Annotated in this window: 21 protein-coding genes and 1 pseudogene; 9 read left to right on the top strand and 13 right to left on the bottom strand. The window is 64.8% G+C overall.

The genetic code is table 11. The features are described from left to right. Window positions 1-4: 4 nt before the first annotated feature. Complete coding sequence (locus ACQPW1_RS36210; RefSeq protein WP_433656850.1) at window positions 5-538, bottom strand: DUF4365 domain-containing protein; 534 nt, start codon at window positions 536-538, stop codon at window positions 5-7. 112 nt (window positions 539-650) lie between these two features. On the opposite strand from ACQPW1_RS36210, the pseudogene ACQPW1_RS36205 reads away from it, so the two are divergent. Beyond that, window positions 651-1,022: pseudogene (locus ACQPW1_RS36205) on the top strand (23S rRNA (adenine(2503)-C(2))-methyltransferase RlmN); the annotation flags it as partial. 39 nt (window positions 1,023-1,061) lie between these two features. Here the strand turns inward: ACQPW1_RS36205 and ACQPW1_RS36200 are convergent. Then, entirely contained in the window at window positions 1,062-1,637 is a 576-nt protein-coding gene (locus ACQPW1_RS36200; protein WP_433665594.1) for a hypothetical protein, read from the bottom strand. Here ACQPW1_RS36200 and ACQPW1_RS36195 point away from each other — a divergent pair. After that, complete coding sequence (locus tag ACQPW1_RS36195) at window positions 1,580-1,978, top strand: Rv3235 family protein (RefSeq protein WP_433665437.1); 399 nt, start codon at window positions 1,580-1,582, stop codon at window positions 1,976-1,978. The two genes, ACQPW1_RS36200 and ACQPW1_RS36195, sit on opposite strands and share 58 nt — an antisense overlap. A gap of 102 nt (window positions 1,979-2,080) precedes the next feature. On the opposite strand, the gene ACQPW1_RS36190 is transcribed toward ACQPW1_RS36195, so the two are convergent. The 3 genes from ACQPW1_RS36190 to ACQPW1_RS36180 all read right to left on the bottom strand — a co-directional run bounded on the left by ACQPW1_RS36190 (window position 2,081) and on the right by ACQPW1_RS36180 (window position 4,064). Then, on the bottom strand, window positions 2,081-2,401 hold the full coding sequence (locus ACQPW1_RS36190) for a hypothetical protein (protein ID WP_433656848.1): 321 nt from the start codon (window positions 2,399-2,401) through the stop codon (window positions 2,081-2,083). A 368-nt stretch (window positions 2,402-2,769) separates the two neighbouring features. Next, window positions 2,770-2,934, bottom strand: coding sequence for a hypothetical protein (locus tag ACQPW1_RS36185; protein WP_433654852.1), 165 nt, complete (start codon window positions 2,932-2,934; stop codon window positions 2,770-2,772). Then, complete coding sequence (locus ACQPW1_RS36180) at window positions 2,931-4,064, bottom strand: IS701 family transposase (RefSeq protein ID WP_433654850.1); 1,134 nt, start codon at window positions 4,062-4,064, stop codon at window positions 2,931-2,933. Before ACQPW1_RS36180 ends, ACQPW1_RS36185 begins: the two co-directional genes overlap by 4 nt. 68 nt (window positions 4,065-4,132) lie before the next feature. Between ACQPW1_RS36180 and ACQPW1_RS36175 the strand changes: the two genes are divergently transcribed. Further along, window positions 4,133-4,366 carry a DUF397 domain-containing protein gene (locus tag ACQPW1_RS36175; protein WP_433656846.1) on the top strand — a complete coding sequence of 78 codons (234 nt, stop codon included), beginning with the start codon at window positions 4,133-4,135 and terminating at the stop codon, window positions 4,364-4,366. 144 nt (window positions 4,367-4,510) lie between these two features. Next, entirely contained in the window at window positions 4,511-5,338 is an 828-nt protein-coding gene (locus ACQPW1_RS36170; RefSeq protein ID WP_433656844.1) for a helix-turn-helix domain-containing protein, read from the top strand. 68 nt (window positions 5,339-5,406) lie between these two features. Here the strand turns inward: ACQPW1_RS36170 and ACQPW1_RS36165 are convergent, their stop codons facing one another. Further along, a complete protein-coding gene (locus ACQPW1_RS36165) occupies window positions 5,407-6,207 on the bottom strand; it encodes an SAM-dependent methyltransferase (RefSeq protein ID WP_433656842.1) in 801 nt (266 codons plus the stop codon). A 342-nt stretch (window positions 6,208-6,549) separates the two neighbouring features. Between ACQPW1_RS36165 and ACQPW1_RS36160 the strand changes: the two genes are divergently transcribed. Together ACQPW1_RS36160 and ACQPW1_RS36155 are read left to right on the top strand one after the other, a co-directional pair. Then, window positions 6,550-7,845, top strand: a complete 1,296-nt coding sequence (locus tag ACQPW1_RS36160; protein WP_433656840.1) for a cytochrome P450 — start codon at window positions 6,550-6,552, stop codon at window positions 7,843-7,845. 141 nt (window positions 7,846-7,986) lie between these two features. Continuing rightward, complete coding sequence (locus ACQPW1_RS36155; protein ID WP_433656838.1) at window positions 7,987-8,772, top strand: SAM-dependent methyltransferase; 786 nt, start codon at window positions 7,987-7,989, stop codon at window positions 8,770-8,772. A gap of 4 nt (window positions 8,773-8,776) precedes the next feature. On the opposite strand, the gene ACQPW1_RS36150 is transcribed toward ACQPW1_RS36155, so the two are convergent. From ACQPW1_RS36150 to ACQPW1_RS36140, 3 genes are all read right to left on the bottom strand, one after another. Continuing rightward, window positions 8,777-10,033 carry a type II toxin-antitoxin system HipA family toxin gene (locus ACQPW1_RS36150; protein ID WP_433656836.1) on the bottom strand — a complete coding sequence of 419 codons (1,257 nt, stop codon included), beginning with the start codon at window positions 10,031-10,033 and terminating at the stop codon, window positions 8,777-8,779. Continuing rightward, window positions 10,030-10,335: a helix-turn-helix domain-containing protein gene (locus tag ACQPW1_RS36145; protein ID WP_433656834.1), complete on the bottom strand. Its 306-nt coding sequence runs from the start codon at window positions 10,333-10,335 to the stop codon at window positions 10,030-10,032. The genes ACQPW1_RS36150 and ACQPW1_RS36145 overlap by 4 nt, the downstream gene beginning before the upstream one ends. A 175-nt stretch (window positions 10,336-10,510) precedes the next feature. After that, window positions 10,511-10,987, bottom strand: a complete 477-nt coding sequence (locus ACQPW1_RS36140) for a DUF6194 family protein (protein ID WP_433656832.1) — start codon at window positions 10,985-10,987, stop codon at window positions 10,511-10,513. A gap of 61 nt (window positions 10,988-11,048) precedes the next feature. Between ACQPW1_RS36140 and ACQPW1_RS36135 the strand changes: the two genes are divergently transcribed. From ACQPW1_RS36135 to ACQPW1_RS36125, 3 genes are all read left to right on the top strand, one after another. Beyond that, a complete protein-coding gene (locus ACQPW1_RS36135; protein ID WP_433656830.1) occupies window positions 11,049-11,780 on the top strand; it encodes a MerR family transcriptional regulator in 732 nt (243 codons plus the stop codon). A 51-nt stretch (window positions 11,781-11,831) separates the two neighbouring features. Further along, window positions 11,832-12,338, top strand: coding sequence for a VOC family protein (locus tag ACQPW1_RS36130; protein WP_433656828.1), 507 nt, complete (start codon window positions 11,832-11,834; stop codon window positions 12,336-12,338). A 321-nt stretch (window positions 12,339-12,659) separates the two neighbouring features. Beyond that, a complete protein-coding gene (locus ACQPW1_RS36125) occupies window positions 12,660-12,959 on the top strand; it encodes a hypothetical protein (protein ID WP_433656826.1) in 300 nt (99 codons plus the stop codon). A gap of 109 nt (window positions 12,960-13,068) precedes the next feature. Here ACQPW1_RS36125 and ACQPW1_RS36120 read toward each other — a convergent pair whose 3' ends face one another. The 4 genes from ACQPW1_RS36120 to ACQPW1_RS36105 form a co-directional block, all read right to left on the bottom strand. Continuing rightward, window positions 13,069-14,025, bottom strand: coding sequence for an alpha/beta fold hydrolase (locus tag ACQPW1_RS36120; RefSeq protein WP_433656824.1), 957 nt, complete (start codon window positions 14,023-14,025; stop codon window positions 13,069-13,071). 104 nt (window positions 14,026-14,129) lie between these two features. Next, window positions 14,130-14,936 (bottom strand): AfsR/SARP family transcriptional regulator, encoded by an 807-nt coding sequence (locus tag ACQPW1_RS36115; RefSeq protein WP_433656822.1) that lies wholly within the window; start codon window positions 14,934-14,936, stop codon window positions 14,130-14,132. Window positions 14,937-15,169: 233 nt separating this feature from the next. Next, on the bottom strand, window positions 15,170-15,643 hold the full coding sequence (locus tag ACQPW1_RS36110; protein ID WP_433656820.1) for a calcium-binding protein: 474 nt from the start codon (window positions 15,641-15,643) through the stop codon (window positions 15,170-15,172). After that, window positions 15,640-16,893 carry an FAD-dependent oxidoreductase gene (locus tag ACQPW1_RS36105; protein ID WP_433656818.1) on the bottom strand — a complete coding sequence of 418 codons (1,254 nt, stop codon included), beginning with the start codon at window positions 16,891-16,893 and terminating at the stop codon, window positions 15,640-15,642. Before ACQPW1_RS36105 ends, ACQPW1_RS36110 begins: the two co-directional genes overlap by 4 nt. Window positions 16,894-16,898: the final 5 nt, after the last annotated feature.

The following is a 16,898-nucleotide window of genomic DNA, read 5'->3' as shown; positions in this document are numbered from 1 at the left end:
GTCGTCATCTGGTCGGTAGCAAGGCGCTCTCAGTGATGAGTGCGCGCAGGCTGGTGGCAGTAAGGATGTTGCTCATCGGGATCTTCACCCGCAACCGCCGCTGGGCGTCTGGGGCAGGCAGTGTCTCGAGGTTGCTGAGCGACGTGTAATAGCCGATATGCCGAAGCAACAGTCCGGCTGTGCGCAGATCGGCGTAGTGGTTCGTGCTGCGCGGAACATGAACGACGAACAGGTAACGCGGCACCGTGAAGTCCGGACCCGCGAGTTTGTTGAACTGTCGCTGGTTCAGTCCGTCGAAATTGATCAGCCCGCTTCGGGTTTGGAGGGTGGAGACAGTCTTCACCTGCACATCGATCCGCGGCGAGAAACCGCGCGGGGTTCGACCCGGTAGCTTGATACAGAGATCGACCCCATCCAGGTCTACGTCGTCCTGTGACCAGCTCAAACCCGCAGCTGAAGCGAGGACGCGTATGTAGTCGGCTCCGAACTTGCCTTGGTGATTGCCGGCATCGAGTTGGTGATCACTTGCGTCGAGCACTGCGCCCCCCTGAAGCCGTAACCACCCCCGAACAGCGTTGACGACAATACTGTAGCAACTGGTCAGTCGCCATCTTGGGCTTTCACCCAATTGCCTTCCGGCGCAACGGATCGAACTCTGTGACACTCTCGTTCCGGTGGCCAACCGCTGGCCGATCGCCGAGGTCCTCGACGCCGCCCGCTACTACGCCGACAAGTCCGGCCGCCGCGTCTCCATCGAGTACGCATTGATCCGCGACATCAACGACCAGCCCTGGCGCGCAGACCTGCTCGGCCAGAAGCTGCACAAGGCGTTGGGCTCGCGCGTGCACGTCAACGTCATCCCCCTGAACCCGACCCCCGGCAGCAAGTGGGACGCCAGCCCGAAACCGGTTGAGGCCGAGTTCGTTCGCCGCGTCAACGCCCAAGGTGTGCCGTGCACCGTCCGCGACACCCGCGGCCAGGAAATCGCCGCGGCGTGCGGCCAATTGGCAGCTGAAGGCTGATTTCGATTCCGCCGATTGGCGGGCCGAAAGCGAACAACCTCAAGCCTGATGCTCGTCGACAACGCCGATCCAGAGATAGTCGCGAGCGCGTGTAGCGGCAACCAGGCTCTGACGATCCCTGCGGTCCGATTCGAACGACGTGATTCCCTGGGTGTTCGCTTCGACGATCCGGAAGACCTCCCCGAAATCAAGCCCCGTGGCGAGGTGCGCCGTACAGCCGTCGGTGGACTTGGTCGCGGGCGGGATCGGAGCCCCGCCAGCGTTGCCAAGGCGTGGTAGTTCATGACCTTCAGCCCGGCGCGTGCGGAGGCGCAGGAGCTGGTAAGAGTGGTCGCTTGGTTGGTAGACAGGGTTTGGTCTGCGTGGGATGCTTTCGCGATCGCGGGGGACGCGACGGGAACCGAGGGGGATTTGACGTGGATAGCTTTGTGGTGCGGCGGCCTGCGCCGAGTGCGGAACCACCAGTGGCAGACCGTCGGCAATGTGCGGGGGAGGCGTCCTTTTCTGCGAGTCGGCCATCAGATGATCGTCGACCGGCACCGCACGCCGCGCGGTCTCTGCGGTCAGGTAGGGCGGCTCCGCGTCGCCTGCCGTGTGCTGAGCACGTCGGGTCACGCTCGATCGGCGAATCAGATAGCGAGGCAAGGGAGTTCGCTCACAGAGCGCTACGACTCACCCTCGAGGTACTCGATCACCGCCGACCAATTGCTCACCTCGACGCCATGGCTGATCTGTCGGTGGTATCGACGGTACGGACCTTGGTCAGGGGTGGTTTCGTGCCTGGTCATGTGTTAGGCACGGCGGTACTGACACGAGTGGACGTCGTAATGGTCAACAGCGACGCTGCGGAGCTGTGCGCCGCGTACGACCGAGGGCATCGCCATTTCGCACTAGCCGCACACATTGCCCGCACTCGCGCTGATCGCTGGCACATGACTGCCCTCCGAGTGCTATGACCGACGCGATGGTCAGCGCGGGCGCAAGCGGCGGGTAGTCGCCGCGGTCTTGCGGCCAGTTGGCAGCCGAAGGCTAGTGTCCCGTTCGTGAAGGTTGCGGATTCATGCGTCGCCTGCGGCGGCGGGGAGCTCGCTGGAATCGAACAGGGTTGTCCAGAACTCGTGTTGCACGGCATTCCACAAGTCTTGATGCTGCGGTAGCTTCTCGCGCGCGTCGGCGAGATCCAGCGAGGATGCGTCGCTGTCGAAGACGATTGTTCCGGGCTGCGCCAGCGGGAGCGGCTTGTCCGGCCATTCGACCGCTGGGCCGGGGTCGTTGAACAGCGTTATCCGCAGAATCCACGGGCGTCGCCGAATCAGCTGCCAGTCAGCGGCTTTCCGTCCATCGGCCGTTGTGGTTGTGCGTAGTCCTCTGCGTCTCATCGCGATTGCCCCCGCCGGTGATGCTCCCCGATGCCGGGGGATACGCCACCCCGGCATCGGGAAGTTTCGTGCACCGACACTGCGACTCGGCGGCAGCGGACGCGCGGCTCGGCATCGGTCCGGGGGGCAGGAAGCGAGTCGGCTGCCTGTTCGTCGAAACGATCCATGCCGTGTGTCCTTCTGTGGTGCAACAGCGTTCGGTTGCCCACGCTGCACGCCCCGGACGGAGCGATCTGGGCGATCACAGTGTTTCAGACACTGTGCGCAGATGCAACGGCATCTGCGACTGCACCTGCGAACGCACGTACATCTGCACGTGCGTTGGCGTGTACAGTGTTTGGTGAGTGGCGTTAATACTGCAACGACACTCAGTTGAGGGGGTGTCCGCGGCGTCGGTAGTGGGAGAGGCGGGCTTGGTATTGGCGGCGGCGTCGCCATCTCGACCAGGCCCAGGTGTGATCGGTGTCATGGTGGCGGGTGAGGACGAGTGCGACGAGTAGTCGGCGGATCTCCGGTAGTGTCAGCGCGATCATGCCTTCGTCGTGGTCGACGAGTCCCCTTTTGCGGCAATGGCTTTGGACGCGGCCAGCCAGGCCAGGGCGAGCATCGACAGGGTGATGTGGGCGTACCAGGCCCGCCAGGATCGGACCTGGTAGTGGTCGAGTCCGGCCTCGCCCTTGGCTTGTTGGAACGCTTCCTCGATGTGCCAGCGAGACCCGGCCGTGAAGGCCAGATCGACCAGCCGCGCCGAGGCTGGGCCGTAGCAGAGGTAGTAGGCGATCTCGGTCGGGTTGCTGATGCTGCGCCGCGCCAGCAGCCAGTGCCCGCGCCCACCTGCCCAGGTGCCCTCGATCTGGCGGCGCGCCCAGTCGAATTCCCGGGGCCCGTGCGCGCCGGCACCGACCGAGAGCCGCTGCCACGTCGAAGCCTTGAACTCGGCGACCAGGGCGTCAGCGCGGGCACTGCGGTCGGCGCGGGTGGTGATCTGCTGATCGCATCGGGTGGCCATCACATAGAACACGTCACGTTCTTCGAGCCAGTCACGCAGGTAACCAGCCTGGCCGTAGGCTTCGTCGGCGGTGAACCATCGAAACGGCACCCCGGCGGCGAGTATCCGCTCCAGCATGGCGATCACCTGCCGCGGTTTGGTGGCGAACTCGACCTCGTCAGGGATGCCCGCGCCCCGGCAGCGGTCACGGTCACCGGTCCACGACTGGGGCAGATACAGTTCCCGATCGATCAACGCGTGCCCGTGCGTGGACGCATACGCCAGAAACACTCCGATCTGGCAGTTCTCGGTGCGTCCGGCCGTTCCCGAGTACTGCCGTTGCACCCCAGCCGATTTCACACCCTTCTTCAGGAACCCGGTCTCATCGGCTGCCAGCACCGCCTCCGGATCACCGAGATGTTCGATGACGTAATCACGCACGTCGTCGCGCACACCCTCGACATCCCAGTCCGCCTTCCGCAACAACCGCTGCATCCCCTGTGGGCCTGCCTCCCCGGCATGCTCGGCCACGGTCCACCCGTTCTTGCGTTCCAGACCCGCGACCAGCCCCGACACATATTCACCCGCCCGAGCACGCGGCTCAGACCGCGTGAACCGGGCCCCGATCCTGCTCATCAACGAATCAAACTCCGCCACAACACGATCCAACACCACACAACAGAACTACCAGCAACTACTCAACTGAGTGTCGTTGCAGTATTAACCAGAGAGTCGAGAGTGTCATGTCGGAGAGAACTGCGGAGCGCGAGCTACCTTCGAGCGAAATCGCCTGGCGGAAGAGCTCATACAGTGGCCCGCACGGCAATTGTGTAGAGGTGGCACAGTTTTCGGCCGATCGGATCGGATTGCGCAATTCGCGGTACCCACGCGGAACGGTGCTGACGTTTGCCCGTACGGAGTTCGATGCGCTCGTCGGGGCGATCAAGCACGGCGGCTTCGATAGCCTGATGCTGTAAAGTGTTTCGTTGGTGTGGCTACTGGGACGTGGCTCCCATGCGCATCGGCGGCGACACAACATCGGAGACGACTTGATGGCAATCAGGCCGGAACATGCTAGTCCTGCGGTAGCGGACCTCTCCGCGGCAAGAGGGCCAACGGTTTTGCGGATCGCGCTCGGCGGCCAACTGCGCAAGCTCCGTGAAGAGTGCGATATCAGTCGGCGCGTCGCCGGTGAGGCACTGCGGGCGTCCGAAACCAAGATCACGCGTATGGAGCTGGGTCAGACCGGTTTCAAGGAACGCGACATGGGGGACTTGCTCACCTTGTATGGGGTGCTCGACCAGGACGAGCGTGAGCGCTTTCTGGACTTGGCCCAACAGGCGAACCGGCCCGGTTGGTGGCATCGCTACAGTGACCTGCTCCCATCCTGGTTCGAGACGTACGTCGGCCTGGAGCAGGCCGCCCAGCGGATCCGAATCTACGAAACCCATTACATCCCAGGTCTTTTTCAGACTGCCGACTACGCCCGATACATCTTCGGTCTCGACTCGGCGCAGCAAGCGCAGCGCCTGGTCGATATGCGGATGCGTCGGCAGCGGATCCTGACTCGCGAACCGGACGCACCGTCGGTGTGGGCGGTCGTCGATGAGCATGTGCTGCGCCGGCAACCTCCGGACCCTCGAATTGCCCGGGAACAGCTGGAGCATCTCCTCGAGCTGATCGAGCGGCCGAACATCACCCTGCAGGTGCTGCCGGAGACGGCTGGTCCCACTCCCGCCGAAGGCGGCTCGTTCAGCATGCTTCGGTTCCCCGAACCGGAGCTGCCCGACATTGTCTACCTCGAACAGCTCACTGGCGCACTCTATCTGGACAAGAGCTCGGATCTACAGCACTACCGGCAGCTGATGGACGTCCTGAGTGCGGCCTATGCCGAACCACCGGAAGCGACACCCGCCGTGCTGAAGAAGCTCCTTGCGGCCCTGCCGTAGCGCTGCGTCGATGACCGGTGGCGCGCACGGAGTTACCCGCGCGGGCCGCCTGGATCACGCTGCCGGAGTCAGGGTTTGCGAGCGATCGCGCCGATCATGAGGCGTTCGGCGATGGTCAGGTTGTCGCGGACGATGCGGTCCGGGCGCCATTGCGGCAGGTAAACCAATCCGGGGTCGACCATCTCGAGGCCGTCGAACAAGGCTGCGACTTCGTCGTGCGTGCGGAAGCGGCCGGTGCCGAGGAAGGTGAGGAACGTCTTCTCGAGTTCACGGGCCTCGGGACCCGAGTCGCAGAAGTGGGTCAGGAACAGGTAGCTGCCCGACGGCACCGCACTCATGTACGCGTCGACAATGCCCTTCGGGTCCTCGTCGTCGTGCAGGTGATGCAGCATGCCCACCAGCATCACGGCCACCGGTTCGGTGAAGTCGATCAGTTTGTGGACGCCGGGCGAACCCAACACCGCCGCCGAGTCGCGCAGATCGGCCGTTTCTACGTTGGTGAGTCCGTTGGTGGCCAACAGGGCTCGCCCGTGCGCCAGCACGATCGGGTCGATGTCGACGTAGACCACCCGCGCCTGCGGGTCGACGCTCTGGGCGACCTGGTGGGTGTTCTCCATTGTCGGCAGTCCCGCACCGAGGTCCAGGAACTGCCGGATTCCGGCCTCGCCGGTCAGGTACCGCACACCGCGGCCCAGGATCGCCCGGTTGTACCAAGCGAGTTCGCCGATCTGGGGCATGGTCTCCCGAAGTCGATCAGCCACTTCTTGATCGACATCGTAGTTGTCCTTGCCGCCCAACACTGCGTCGTAGGCCCGGGCGATGCTGGGCCTGCCCAGGTCGATCCCTTCCGGCACTTCGGGATTGGCCACAATCCACCTCTCTCGACGTACGGCCCAGCGGGTCGCGTTCGGACGCCCCAGTCGGTAGTCCGCAACCGATCATGCTGCTGCTCAACAACATTAGCACCGTGCTTCCGGATCGGTCGTTCAGCGCACAGGCGCACCAATGTCTGGGCAACGCCCGGAGTGTGGCGCGGATGATCTGGGATCCGAACCCAATGTGTCGGCGGTTCAGTGGGTTTCGGCGGATGGCGGCACCGGTGGAGCGCGAAAACTGGAACCTGTTGCTGTTTGTCCTGCATGATCGTCTACAGCAGGGGGCATCACTGTGCGCGCCTGTGCCGATCGAGACAAGCGAACCGAGGCCCACAGATGTCCACTTCGCCGCCGCAGGTGCAGTTGCCCGACGATTTCTTCCGCCGCGCATACGAGATCTACCCGAGCTTGCGGGCAGCCGGTGGCGTGCACGAGGTGACCTTTCCCGGCGGTGGCGTCGCGATCCTGGTCACCGACTACAAGCTGGCCCGCCAGGCACTGGGCGAGGAGAGCCTGCGCAAGAACCCCGCCGCGACCACCAGTCCCGAGGTCAAGCAGTTCGCTGAGCTGACGTTGCCTGGGCTCGCGATGGCGGAGCGACTGCCGTGGTCGGATCCGCCCGAGCACACCCGCCTGCGGGCGCTGGTGGCCGACGCATTCACGCCCCGGACCGTGGCCGCGCTCCAGCCACGCGTGCAAGAGATCGCCGAGCGCCTGCTCACCGACCTCGCCGCAGCCGCCGATGCGCCCGTCGACCTGCTACCGGCGTACGCCACACCACTACCGGTGCAGGTGATCTGCGAAATCCTTGGCGTTCCGACCGGTGATCACCAGCAGTTCGGCGAATGGGTGCAGACGATGTTGCTGTCCCAGAACCCGGGTCAGGAACGCGCTCGCGCAAGCAAGAAGTTCGGCTACTACCTCATGGAGCAGGTGCGGCACCGCAGACAGCGCGCCGACCTGGTGTCTTGGACCCCGGACGACCCGCTGCCTGCGGATCTGCTCGGCACGTTGATCATTCGCTGTGATGCCGCTGTCGCTGCGGACCCCACGACAGCCGGGCTGCCGACGGCCGACCGGATTGCCGCGGCCGACCATGCGATCGCAACGAACACCACCGTGCTCCTGGCCGCCGGGTACGAAACCACTCGCGGGTTGATCGCCAACAGCATCATGCTCCTGACACCCGAGATCCGCGACGAACTCACCGCCGACCCGGATCGCATCGACACCTATGTCGAGGAGGTGCTGCGCATCCTGAGCCCAGGACCGTTCGCCACACTGCGCTACACCACGGCGCCATTGCTGTTGGGGCAGGTGGAGATTCCGCCGGGTCGGGTGGTCATCGTGGGGCTCGGCGCGGCCAACACCGATCCTGCGGTCTTCGACGACCCACTGCGGGTGCGCCTGTCCGACCGCAGTGGCCCGATCCATCTCGCGTTCGGCCTCGGCATGCACTACTGCATCGGTGCGCGACTGGCTCGACTCGAAGGACAGGTGGCGCTGCGGGTTCTGCTGGCGCGTTATCCGAACTTGTGTCTCGCCGCTGCCCCCGCTGACCTCCCGTGGGCCGAGTCGATACTCACGGCGGCTCCGCAGCACCTGCCGGTCCTGCTCACTCCTCGGGTGTGAGTGCGTCGCGCGAGCGTTCGGCGTTGATGTGCCGACGATTACGGCGAGCGACTGCCGACTGAACGTCGTGTTCATCGTGCGTGAACGCGCCGACAGGGTCCCGCTACCTTGTTACGATCGGCGCCCTACCGAGGAGGTCGGGTGTCGGACTTCAGGCGTCTTCCGATGGGGGTCGATCCGTATAAACCGAATTCGGCGCGGATCTACAACTACATGCTTGGTGGCAAGGACTACTACGAAGCGGATCGGGAGTATGCCGAGCGGGTGCTGAAGGTGGCACCGGACTCGAAAGCCTTGGCGCGCATAAGTCGTCGGTTCCTGCTGGCGGGTGTGAAGATGGCCGCAGAAGCCGGTGTCCGGCAGTTCATCGATATCGGTGCGGGGATCCCTTTTTCACCGTCCGTACACGAAGTGGCCCGCAAGATCGACCCGTCGGCGCGGGTGGTCTCGATCGATTTCGACCCTGTCGTATTCGCGCACGCCACCGTGTCCAGCTCACCCGGCGATACGCCGATGTTGGCCGACCTCCGCCAACCCGACACCATCATCGACCGACTGGCCGCGGAAGGGCTGATCGACTTCGAACAGCCGGTCGCGTTTCTCATCGTCGGCGTGCTGCACTTCATCATGGATGACGAGCACCCCGCCGAGATCATCGCCCAACTGCGTGCCGTCATGGCTCCGGGCAGCCACCTGATCCTCACCCACGCGTCGAGTGACTCCGACTCGAACTTCATCAGGCAGGCCATGTCGGCCACCAGAGGCAGTTCAGCCATACTGGCGTTGCGATCGCGCGCCGAAATAGCCTCCTACGTAGCGGGATTCGATATCGTCGACCCCGGATTGGCGCCCATCCAGGACTGGCTCGACGGTGACTCACCCACCACGCGCGTAGAGATCCTGGGCTGTATCTGTCGAAAGCCGTAGCAGGCTAGGGCGCGGGCTGCTGAAATTCTTTGCGTCGTTCGGAGATGAAGGTCATCAAATGGTCGGTGGTCTGGTCGTCGAATCCGATGTCGGGCACTCGTTCTACCCATGGTTCTGCTGCCTGGACAATCCGTGCCAAGCCGCGGTTGATCGCCCGCTTGGGAACACCGAGGCGCTCGGCCGCCTCTGCCCACCAACGGTGCGCGAGCTTGCTGTCGCGTCCGTAGAGCGACAGTGCCATCGGGTCATTCCAGCTCAGATATGGCTGGGTGCTCAGTAGGTCGTAGGCGGGGGTTACTTCCCAGATTCCGTCGGGGTTCTGGCGTACAGACAAGTTCTTGCCGTGCAGATCGCCGTTTCCGATGAGGTAACTGAACGCTGCGATTTCGAGCATCTGCAAGGTGGCCAACGGCTGCGAGCCACCGCCCTGCGCGGCTGCGTCCGCCAGGCCTTTGATGGCTTCTTGCAGTGTGATTCGGTACTTGGCGGCCGGATATCGGCCCAGGACCTGACAGGCGTCCTCTTGGGCCAGGCGGCGGAGTCGGCCGTGCTCGATGACGCGGTCGAATCGGTCGACGAAGAGCGCTGTGCGACCGTTCCTGTCGGTGGCGAGCTGGTGATCCGGAACTCGTATGCCACACCCGTCAGCCATCTCGAGGAAGAAATTCTCGTTCTCGACCAGGAACGGATACTCGGGCGGGTTGAGTTTGAGAATTGCCGGACCGTTGGTCGTGGAGACCGGTGTAGAGATCATTTGCGCGGATACCTTGATCTGTACGCCGGGCAGCGCGGTTCTATCGAGGTCGTTGACGTCAGCCGACGTAGCGCGGGCGAACAGTGTCGTGAAATCAGCATTCGACGTGTTCGGCTCATCGAACAAGGGGGCTGGATCGACGGGAACAGTTCCGGCGGGCAGCACCTGGACGTCGCCGATCGTGTCGGCGCCGACGGCAAGCAGAATGCTGAAGTGGTCGTCCTCGCTGGTCCGCGCAGCCGTGGTGATCGCGGTAAGGCGCAGACCTTCGGGTAGCAAGCCTGCGAAGAATGCTGGTACCGATCCCCCTGTCGATCGAAAGGTGCCCTTCACCTTCGGCAACGTGAATGCGACGGGTGGGGTTGTCGGGTCGGCGAGGTAGGACTCGGTGTGTGTGAATACGACGTCGTCGCGCTCGCGACGCAATCGCCCAGCGAGTCGGCCGGCCTTGTAGACGTCAGCTTCGTCGACTGCTCGGAGCTGGTCCGGATCGGGTGCCGCGGTCACGGTTGATCAGCTCTGGTCGCACGCAGTTCCGTAGCGTTTTCCGGCAGCGTCCGTGCCGCATTGTGTGGCATGCTCGCGAGCGTTAGCCCGAGTGCGTCCAGGATGCGGAGGGTCATCTCGAGGGTCGGTGACGTCTGACCCGCCTCGAGTCTGCGCACCGATGAGACACCGACATCGGCGAGGTCGGCTACGTCGAGTTGGGTCAGTCTCAGCGCGCGACGCCGCTCGGCGATGAAGTTCCCGAATGTTGCGAGCGGTGCCGTCTCGCTGCGAGATCGCCGGCGAGGGGCTGGTCTGCTCACGGACCCTCCTATCGTTGCTATTACAGCGTTAACGCCCCTGGCGGGGGAATTGACCTGTTGAGCTACTACACTCCGAGTCTTATAGGCCTCATAGCAACGATAGCATTGTCAGCTGCGACATCGTTTGGCGTAGGCCGGGTTAATCGTTGCTATGAGAGCGATAAGAAGGCTGGAGTCAGCGATCGTCTGATTCGGCACGCCGCTCATAGCGGGAACGGGCGCGGTCGTAGGCCGTTTGCAGTAGTTCTTGCGTCGGCGCGTCGGTGCGGGTGCCGGGGTTCACCACTGCGAGCCATCCCGCGATGCCATAGGTGGGGTGGGGGATGAGGGTGTCGGTGACGCTGTAGTCGATCTCGGTGGTGGCTGTCTGCTTCGGCTCGTGTCCGGTCCAGTTGATGAATGCTTCTTTACCGGCGGCGATGTTGACGCGGAAGGCATTCGGTCGGTCGAGGCGGGAGCTGGGTTCATCGGGGTAGTCCTTCGTCACGATTGTTGCGAAGGGCTGGGTTTTCGTCGGGACGACTCCATCGGGGGAGTAGTAGAAGAACGAGTCGCCCCAGCTGATCTCCGGCCAGGGGTCTGCGGCCGTGGGGGTGAGGGTGAGGACGCCGTCGAGGGCGGCAACGAAGTCGATGATCTCGTCTATGGTCATGCTTCGAGCGTCTCATTCAAGTGCTCGTGTGGACTTGGTGCGAGATTACGAGGAGATTTGATTGGAAAACCTCAAATCGCAGTTCAGGCGCACGGTTGATATCGCGCGGTGTGCCGGGTACTCGGTGCAGCAGGTGCGCAATCTCGAACGCGACGGCGTGCTGCCGCCTGCGGTACGCACCGCGACCGGCCATCGGGTCTATGGGGAGATGCATCGTCATTCGGTACTCGCTTACCGTGCGCTTGCGGTCGGCGCTGGCCCGACCGAGGCCAAGCGGATTCTTCGGGTGTTCCACTCGGGTCCGATCTCGGCGGCCCTCGCCCTGCTCGACGCGGCGCACGCTCGACTGCACACGGAGCGTATCGAGCTCGGGCATGCCAAGCAGGCCGCCGCTGCGATCTCGCTCGAGCCGATCGATGACGTGCGCAGCTCTGATTCCATGAGCATCGCCGAACTCGCCGACGCGCTCGGTATTCGAACGTCGACGTTGCGGCATTGGGACGCTGAAGGTTTGGTCATCCCCGAACGCGGTCGGCAAGGAGTGCGGCACTACACGCCGAATCAAGTTCGAGACGCCCGCATCGTGCATCAACTCCGAAAAGCGGGCTACCCGCTCGCGCACCTGCGTGCCGTGCTGCCGGAGTTGCGGCACGCTCATCGATCCGATGACGTGCAGTCCGCGCTGGCCGCCCGAGACGCCAGTATCACCGCTCGAGCGACCGCGTTCCTCGACGCCGCCGCGGAATTGCGCGCCGTGGTTTCGCTCAGCGCGGCGCTCGAATCGACGATATGAGATCCACCGGGCATGGTGGCAAACCCGTAGCGGTGTGGGCATGCTGGAGCGATGCAAGATCAAGATCGAGTTCCGGTCCCACCGCGCTACGCACGCGTCAACGCCTGGGTGATCAGCCCGGACACTGAGGCCGAGTTGCGTTTCCTGACAACGGTATTCGGATTCGTCGAGACACCCGGCTCGCGCATGTCCGACCTGGACGGCGACATCGGGCATGTCGAGGTCGAATTGGATGGCAACGTCATCATGCTGTTCGACGCGAAGCCGGATTGGTCGCCGACCCCGTCTCACCTGCGGCTCTATGTCGGCGACGCCGAAGCGACCGTCGAGCGAGCCGTCGTCGCCGGGGCGCGCGTCGTCACCCGCCCCACCCTGCTCGCCTTCGGTGAACGCGTCGCCCGCGTCCGTGATCCGCAGGGACACCTGTGGTGGTTGCACGAGCACGTCGAGGACGTCGCGCCCGACGAACTCGCCAGCCGATTCGCCGACCCCGCCGCCATCGAGGCGATGACGTACGTCCAGCGCAGCCTCCGGGAGGAAATGGCGGATCGGTCATAAACCGGTCGACTCTGTCAACTGACCAAGTCGATCGAATTGCGTAGATCGGCGTTCCGCGACGTGTGGAGATCGGCACCGTTTCCTGCTGATCGAGCCGCTGACCGCTTGCTGACCGACTGCGGCCAGGGTCACAATCTGCCTCTGAGCTGGGGGAATGTGGCTCACGTGAAGAAAAGTAGTTTCGCGAAGCAGCAGGTGGCTACCCCTTGGAGAACGCCATTGCTGGCTGCCGACGCCGATGAGGCCGTCGACGGCCGGTCGGCGGGACTGGGTTCGCCACTACTTGGCGGACTGTTACGACAGCGGGAAGGAACCACATACATGTTGATGCTCACCCCCACCGCCATCGAGGTCGTTCGCAACATCACGTCCGCGGAGGGCGCGCCGCAGGATGCCGGGCTACGCATCTCCACGGCGGACGGTGCGGAAACTCTGCAGCTCGAGGTCGCCGCGGTACCGGCCGAACAGGACCAGGTCCTGAGTGCCGAAGGGTCACGAATCTTCCTGGACCGAGAGGCCGCCGCCTTCCTGGACGACAAGGTCCTCGACACCGGAACGGATCGCAACGGCGAAGGTGGGTTCGTCATTGCCCAGCAGAGCCAATTCACCTCGGGTAACTGACCCGATCAGTCCGCGCATTCGGGCCAGACCTAGGCGCCGAATGCGGTGACGTCGGCGAATCGACAGAACGGCTTCCTATCTCGGGGATGGGAAGCCGTTCTCGCGTGGATTACGCGACGAGGGCGAGGTGAGCGGCCCTGCCCGTACTCGTACCGCCCGCTCGCGTCATCAGCCGAGCAACCGCCTCGGCGACCCGCCCCGGCTGCTCGAGAATCACCGAATGCCCGGCGCCGTCGACCATTACGAAATCCGAGTACTCGACGGCAGCGGCCATCGAGACCGAATGCGACGACGGCGTCATCAGATCTGCCGAACCGCACAGCACCAACGTCGGGATCTTGGAAAGCACTGCGAGAGCGTCGGTTTGGTCATAGACCATGAATCCGCTCAAGAAGCTCGCCATGGTCACGATCGGCGTCTCGTTGTGCATTGCGTTGGCAAGCGCGAGAACCCGCGCACTGACCTTGCGATCGCCGAACTCGGCGGTCCGGATAACGGGGGCGAAAACCTTGCAGGCCAACAGCTTTGCGTGCTGCATCAGAACCGGCGCCCGCCGGACCGCGGCCTGGAAGACCGAGACAACCGGGTTGCGCAGCAGGCGTCCGAACCCGGCGTCGGCAAGCCCGCTCGCCGCGGTCGCGATGAGCGCGACACCGGCGATGCGAGTGCCGATCTCGTGCGGCCGCTGGCTGACGTAGGTCAGCACGGTCATGCCACCCATCGAGTGACCGACGAGGACAACCGGCCCGGTCGGGGCGACCGCGTCGAGCACGTCGTGCAGGTCGTGGCCGAGCTGCTCGAGGTTGTAGGTCTGCCGGGACGCCGCGGCCGAGTCGCCGTGACCCCGGTGGTCGTAGCAGACCACCCGGGCGCCGGGGTACTGCCGAAGCAGCGCGTCGCGGACGTAGGTCCAGGACTCGGTCCGCAGGCAATGTCCGTGCAGCAGAACGACTGTCAGATCCGCATGTCGCGGGCCGTACTCGCGAACCGCAAGCGCCACACCGTCTTCGGTCGTCACCGTGGCACGACGTTCTGCCGAGGTGACGGTGGTGCTCGAATTCGACATCGGGTGCTCCGGTTCGCTGGCGGTGACACGTCTAACTCTCCGCCGCATCCCCCGCCGATATCAGGACCCCGAGTGCTGAGCTCGGTCCTCCGAGGTGGAGCAGATCACCACCCAAGGTGAGGTCTGCCGCCGGCATCCCGCAACGGTGCGTCGCGTAACTCGAGTAGATCCGCGACGAGCTCATACAGCCGAAGTGTGGGTGCCAGGCCTAGGTCGCTCAGCAAGACGCGGCTGAACGTATCGAATGTGCGAAGCGCCTCGGAGCGGTTTCCCTCGGCGAGGTGGACCCGAATGAGGGCCGCCTGGGCGCTCTCCCGCAGTGGATCGGCTCGAACGGCCGCCGCGGCCGCCGCCGTCGCGTCGCCGAAACGCCCTGCGGCAGTGAGGTTTCCCGAGAGCGTCTCCAGCGCGTGCAGTCGGAGTTGTCGCCAGTTCTCCGCCTCGTCGAGGACCCAATCCTCGTACCAGAGCGGCAGCAGGTCGAGGGACAGGCTGGTGATCGCCGCGAGGCTGAGGTCTGCTTCGGCAGATGGGGTCCCGCCGAGGATCCGATGGGCAAGTGCGCGCGCGTCACGGAGATCGACCGCGACGCCATTGGCGAGCTCCAGACTCAGAGGCGTGACCTGTAGCGCGCCACGGCAGGCCCGATCCATGCGGGCCAGCGCCGACCGCAAGGCGGCGTACGCGCGGCATTCGGAGACCTCGGACCACAGTGTTCCGGCAACGAGCAGCCGCCCGACCGCTTGATGATGCAGCGCGATGAAGGCCAGCAGCCGTTCCGATCCGACCGGGATGACGAGAACGTCGTTCCCCGCGAGCAGCCGAAAGCCGCCGAGCAGCGCGACACGCACCGCGCGGCCGGTCCCGGATAGGTGACCGGCTTGCGCCGTCGACGCGGTAGGGATAGGCATCTGTCGCTCGACCAACTTCTTCGCCTGGATCAGGAGCCGGATCGCGGTGTCACCGCGTTCGGTGCCGGACTCGCTTCGGAATCCAGGGGGTCGTGCCCAAAAAGTCCGTCTCCAACGATCCTCGCTGCTAGAGCAACGTGCAACCCTTGCGCACATCGAGACCCGGCCCTTCATCCGGGGCCGGGTCGTCGATTGCCTTTCTCGGCAGAATCGTGCCGCTGAGGTGCGCGTTCCTATGACTCGCAGCCGTCACGGATGTCCGGAGGCACCCCGACGGGTCCACAAGAGTCGGTGTCCGTGCCGCCGCTGAGCGTGTCCGAGGCGTCGTCGTCGCCGGGGCCGCTCAGCGTGTCGTTGCCCGCGCTGCCGCTCAGGGTGTCTTCGCCGATGCCGCCGTTGAGGCTGTCGTTGCCTACCCCGCCGGTCATGGTGTCATTGCCCGCACCACCGTTGAGGACGTCGTCGAAGGCTGTTCCGGTGAGCGTGTCGTTGCCACCGTTGCCGTTGATCGTCTTTCCTGGATTCGCGTTGGTGCAGTCGATCGTGTCGTCGCCGCCGGATCCGTCCACGGTGGTTTCGGTCTGGGTGACGCCAGGGCCGATGGTGCACGGTGCCGATAGTTCGTCGGCGGCGCCGGTCGCGGTGGTGAACCCGCCGACGACCAGCGTGCCTGCGGCAAGGAGTGTGAACAGCGCTCGTTTTCTCATCTTCTTCTCCAAGCTCGTAGTGGAATCGGACCACCACATCCTTTTCCCGGCGGCGTCACCCGTGCGTGACGCCGCCGATTATGCGGGTCGATCCGCGGCTGCCTGGAGGAGACGTTCGTTGAGTTGTTTGCGAACCGCGTCGACGTCGATCGGGTCGCCGGAGGCGATCGTCTGGTCCAGGTCGGCGCAGGCTTGGGCGGCCGCGGTGGAGCGGGGGAACATGACCGATTCGTACGCGCGGACCGCCTCGTCGATGTGGGGTGGGTGGCGATGGCGGCGGCGAGGTCGATGCCGTCGAGCATGGCGAGGTTGGCGCCGATGCCGAACGGCGGCATGAGGTGGGCGGCGTCGCCCAGCAGGGTGCAGCCCGGGAGATGGTTCCAGGTATGTCCGACGGGCAGGATGAACAGCGGGCGGTTGACGAAACCGCCGTCGCTGCAACGCAATAGGTCGAGCAGGCTGTCGTGCCAGCCGTCGAGCACGGTCAGCAGGTATTCGCGTACGGCCGCGGTGTCGTCGAGTTCCAGACCCGCGGTGACGTACCAGTCGTGCGGAATCTCGAGCCCGGCGTAGACCCGGATGTGGCCGCCGCTGTTGCGCTGTGCGGACAACATGGTGTGACCGGACTTCGCGATGATGGTGCCGTTGCCGACCAGGTGCGCGAGCGCGGGGTGGCGGATGTCGGCGTCGTCCAGGAACGTTTCGACGAGAGTGGTGCCGGTGTGGGTGGGGATATCGGCGGACAGGGCCTGCCGGACGCGTGACCAGGCGCCGTCCGCGCCGATGACGAGGTCGAACTGCTGGGTCGAGCCGTCGCGAAACCGCAGGCGGGCGGTGCCGTCGGGGAGTGGATCGACCGACTCGACGGCTTGCCCCCAGTGGATGGTGCCTGGTGCGAGGGATTCGAGAAACAGTTCGCGGAGCTGGCCCCGGTCGATCTCCGGTGCGTAGTCCTCGTCGGGTTGTTCGTGGTGCAGGAGCTCGGCGGTGATGGGGTCGAGTGCGCGCATTTCCTGGCCTTCAGGGCGTGCCAAAGCACGGAACTTCTCGAACAACCCGGCCGCGCGAAGAGCGACCTGGCCGGTGTCGGCGTGTAGGTCGAGGGTCCCGCCCTGGGTACGGGCGGTGGGGGACTGCTCTTGTTCGAACACGGTGATCGAGCGGCCGTGCAGTTGGAGGCCACGAGCGCAGGCAACGCCGCCGAGGCCGGCGCCGACGCTGGCAATGCGGGGGGATGCGGAGGAGCTCATGCCAC

It is taken from the genome of Nocardia sp. CA-128927 (assembly GCF_050955855.1).
In the GTDB taxonomy this organism is placed as follows: Bacteria; Actinomycetota; Actinomycetes; order Mycobacteriales; family Mycobacteriaceae; genus Nocardia.
This window is presented reverse-complemented; position numbering and strand designations above follow the sequence as displayed.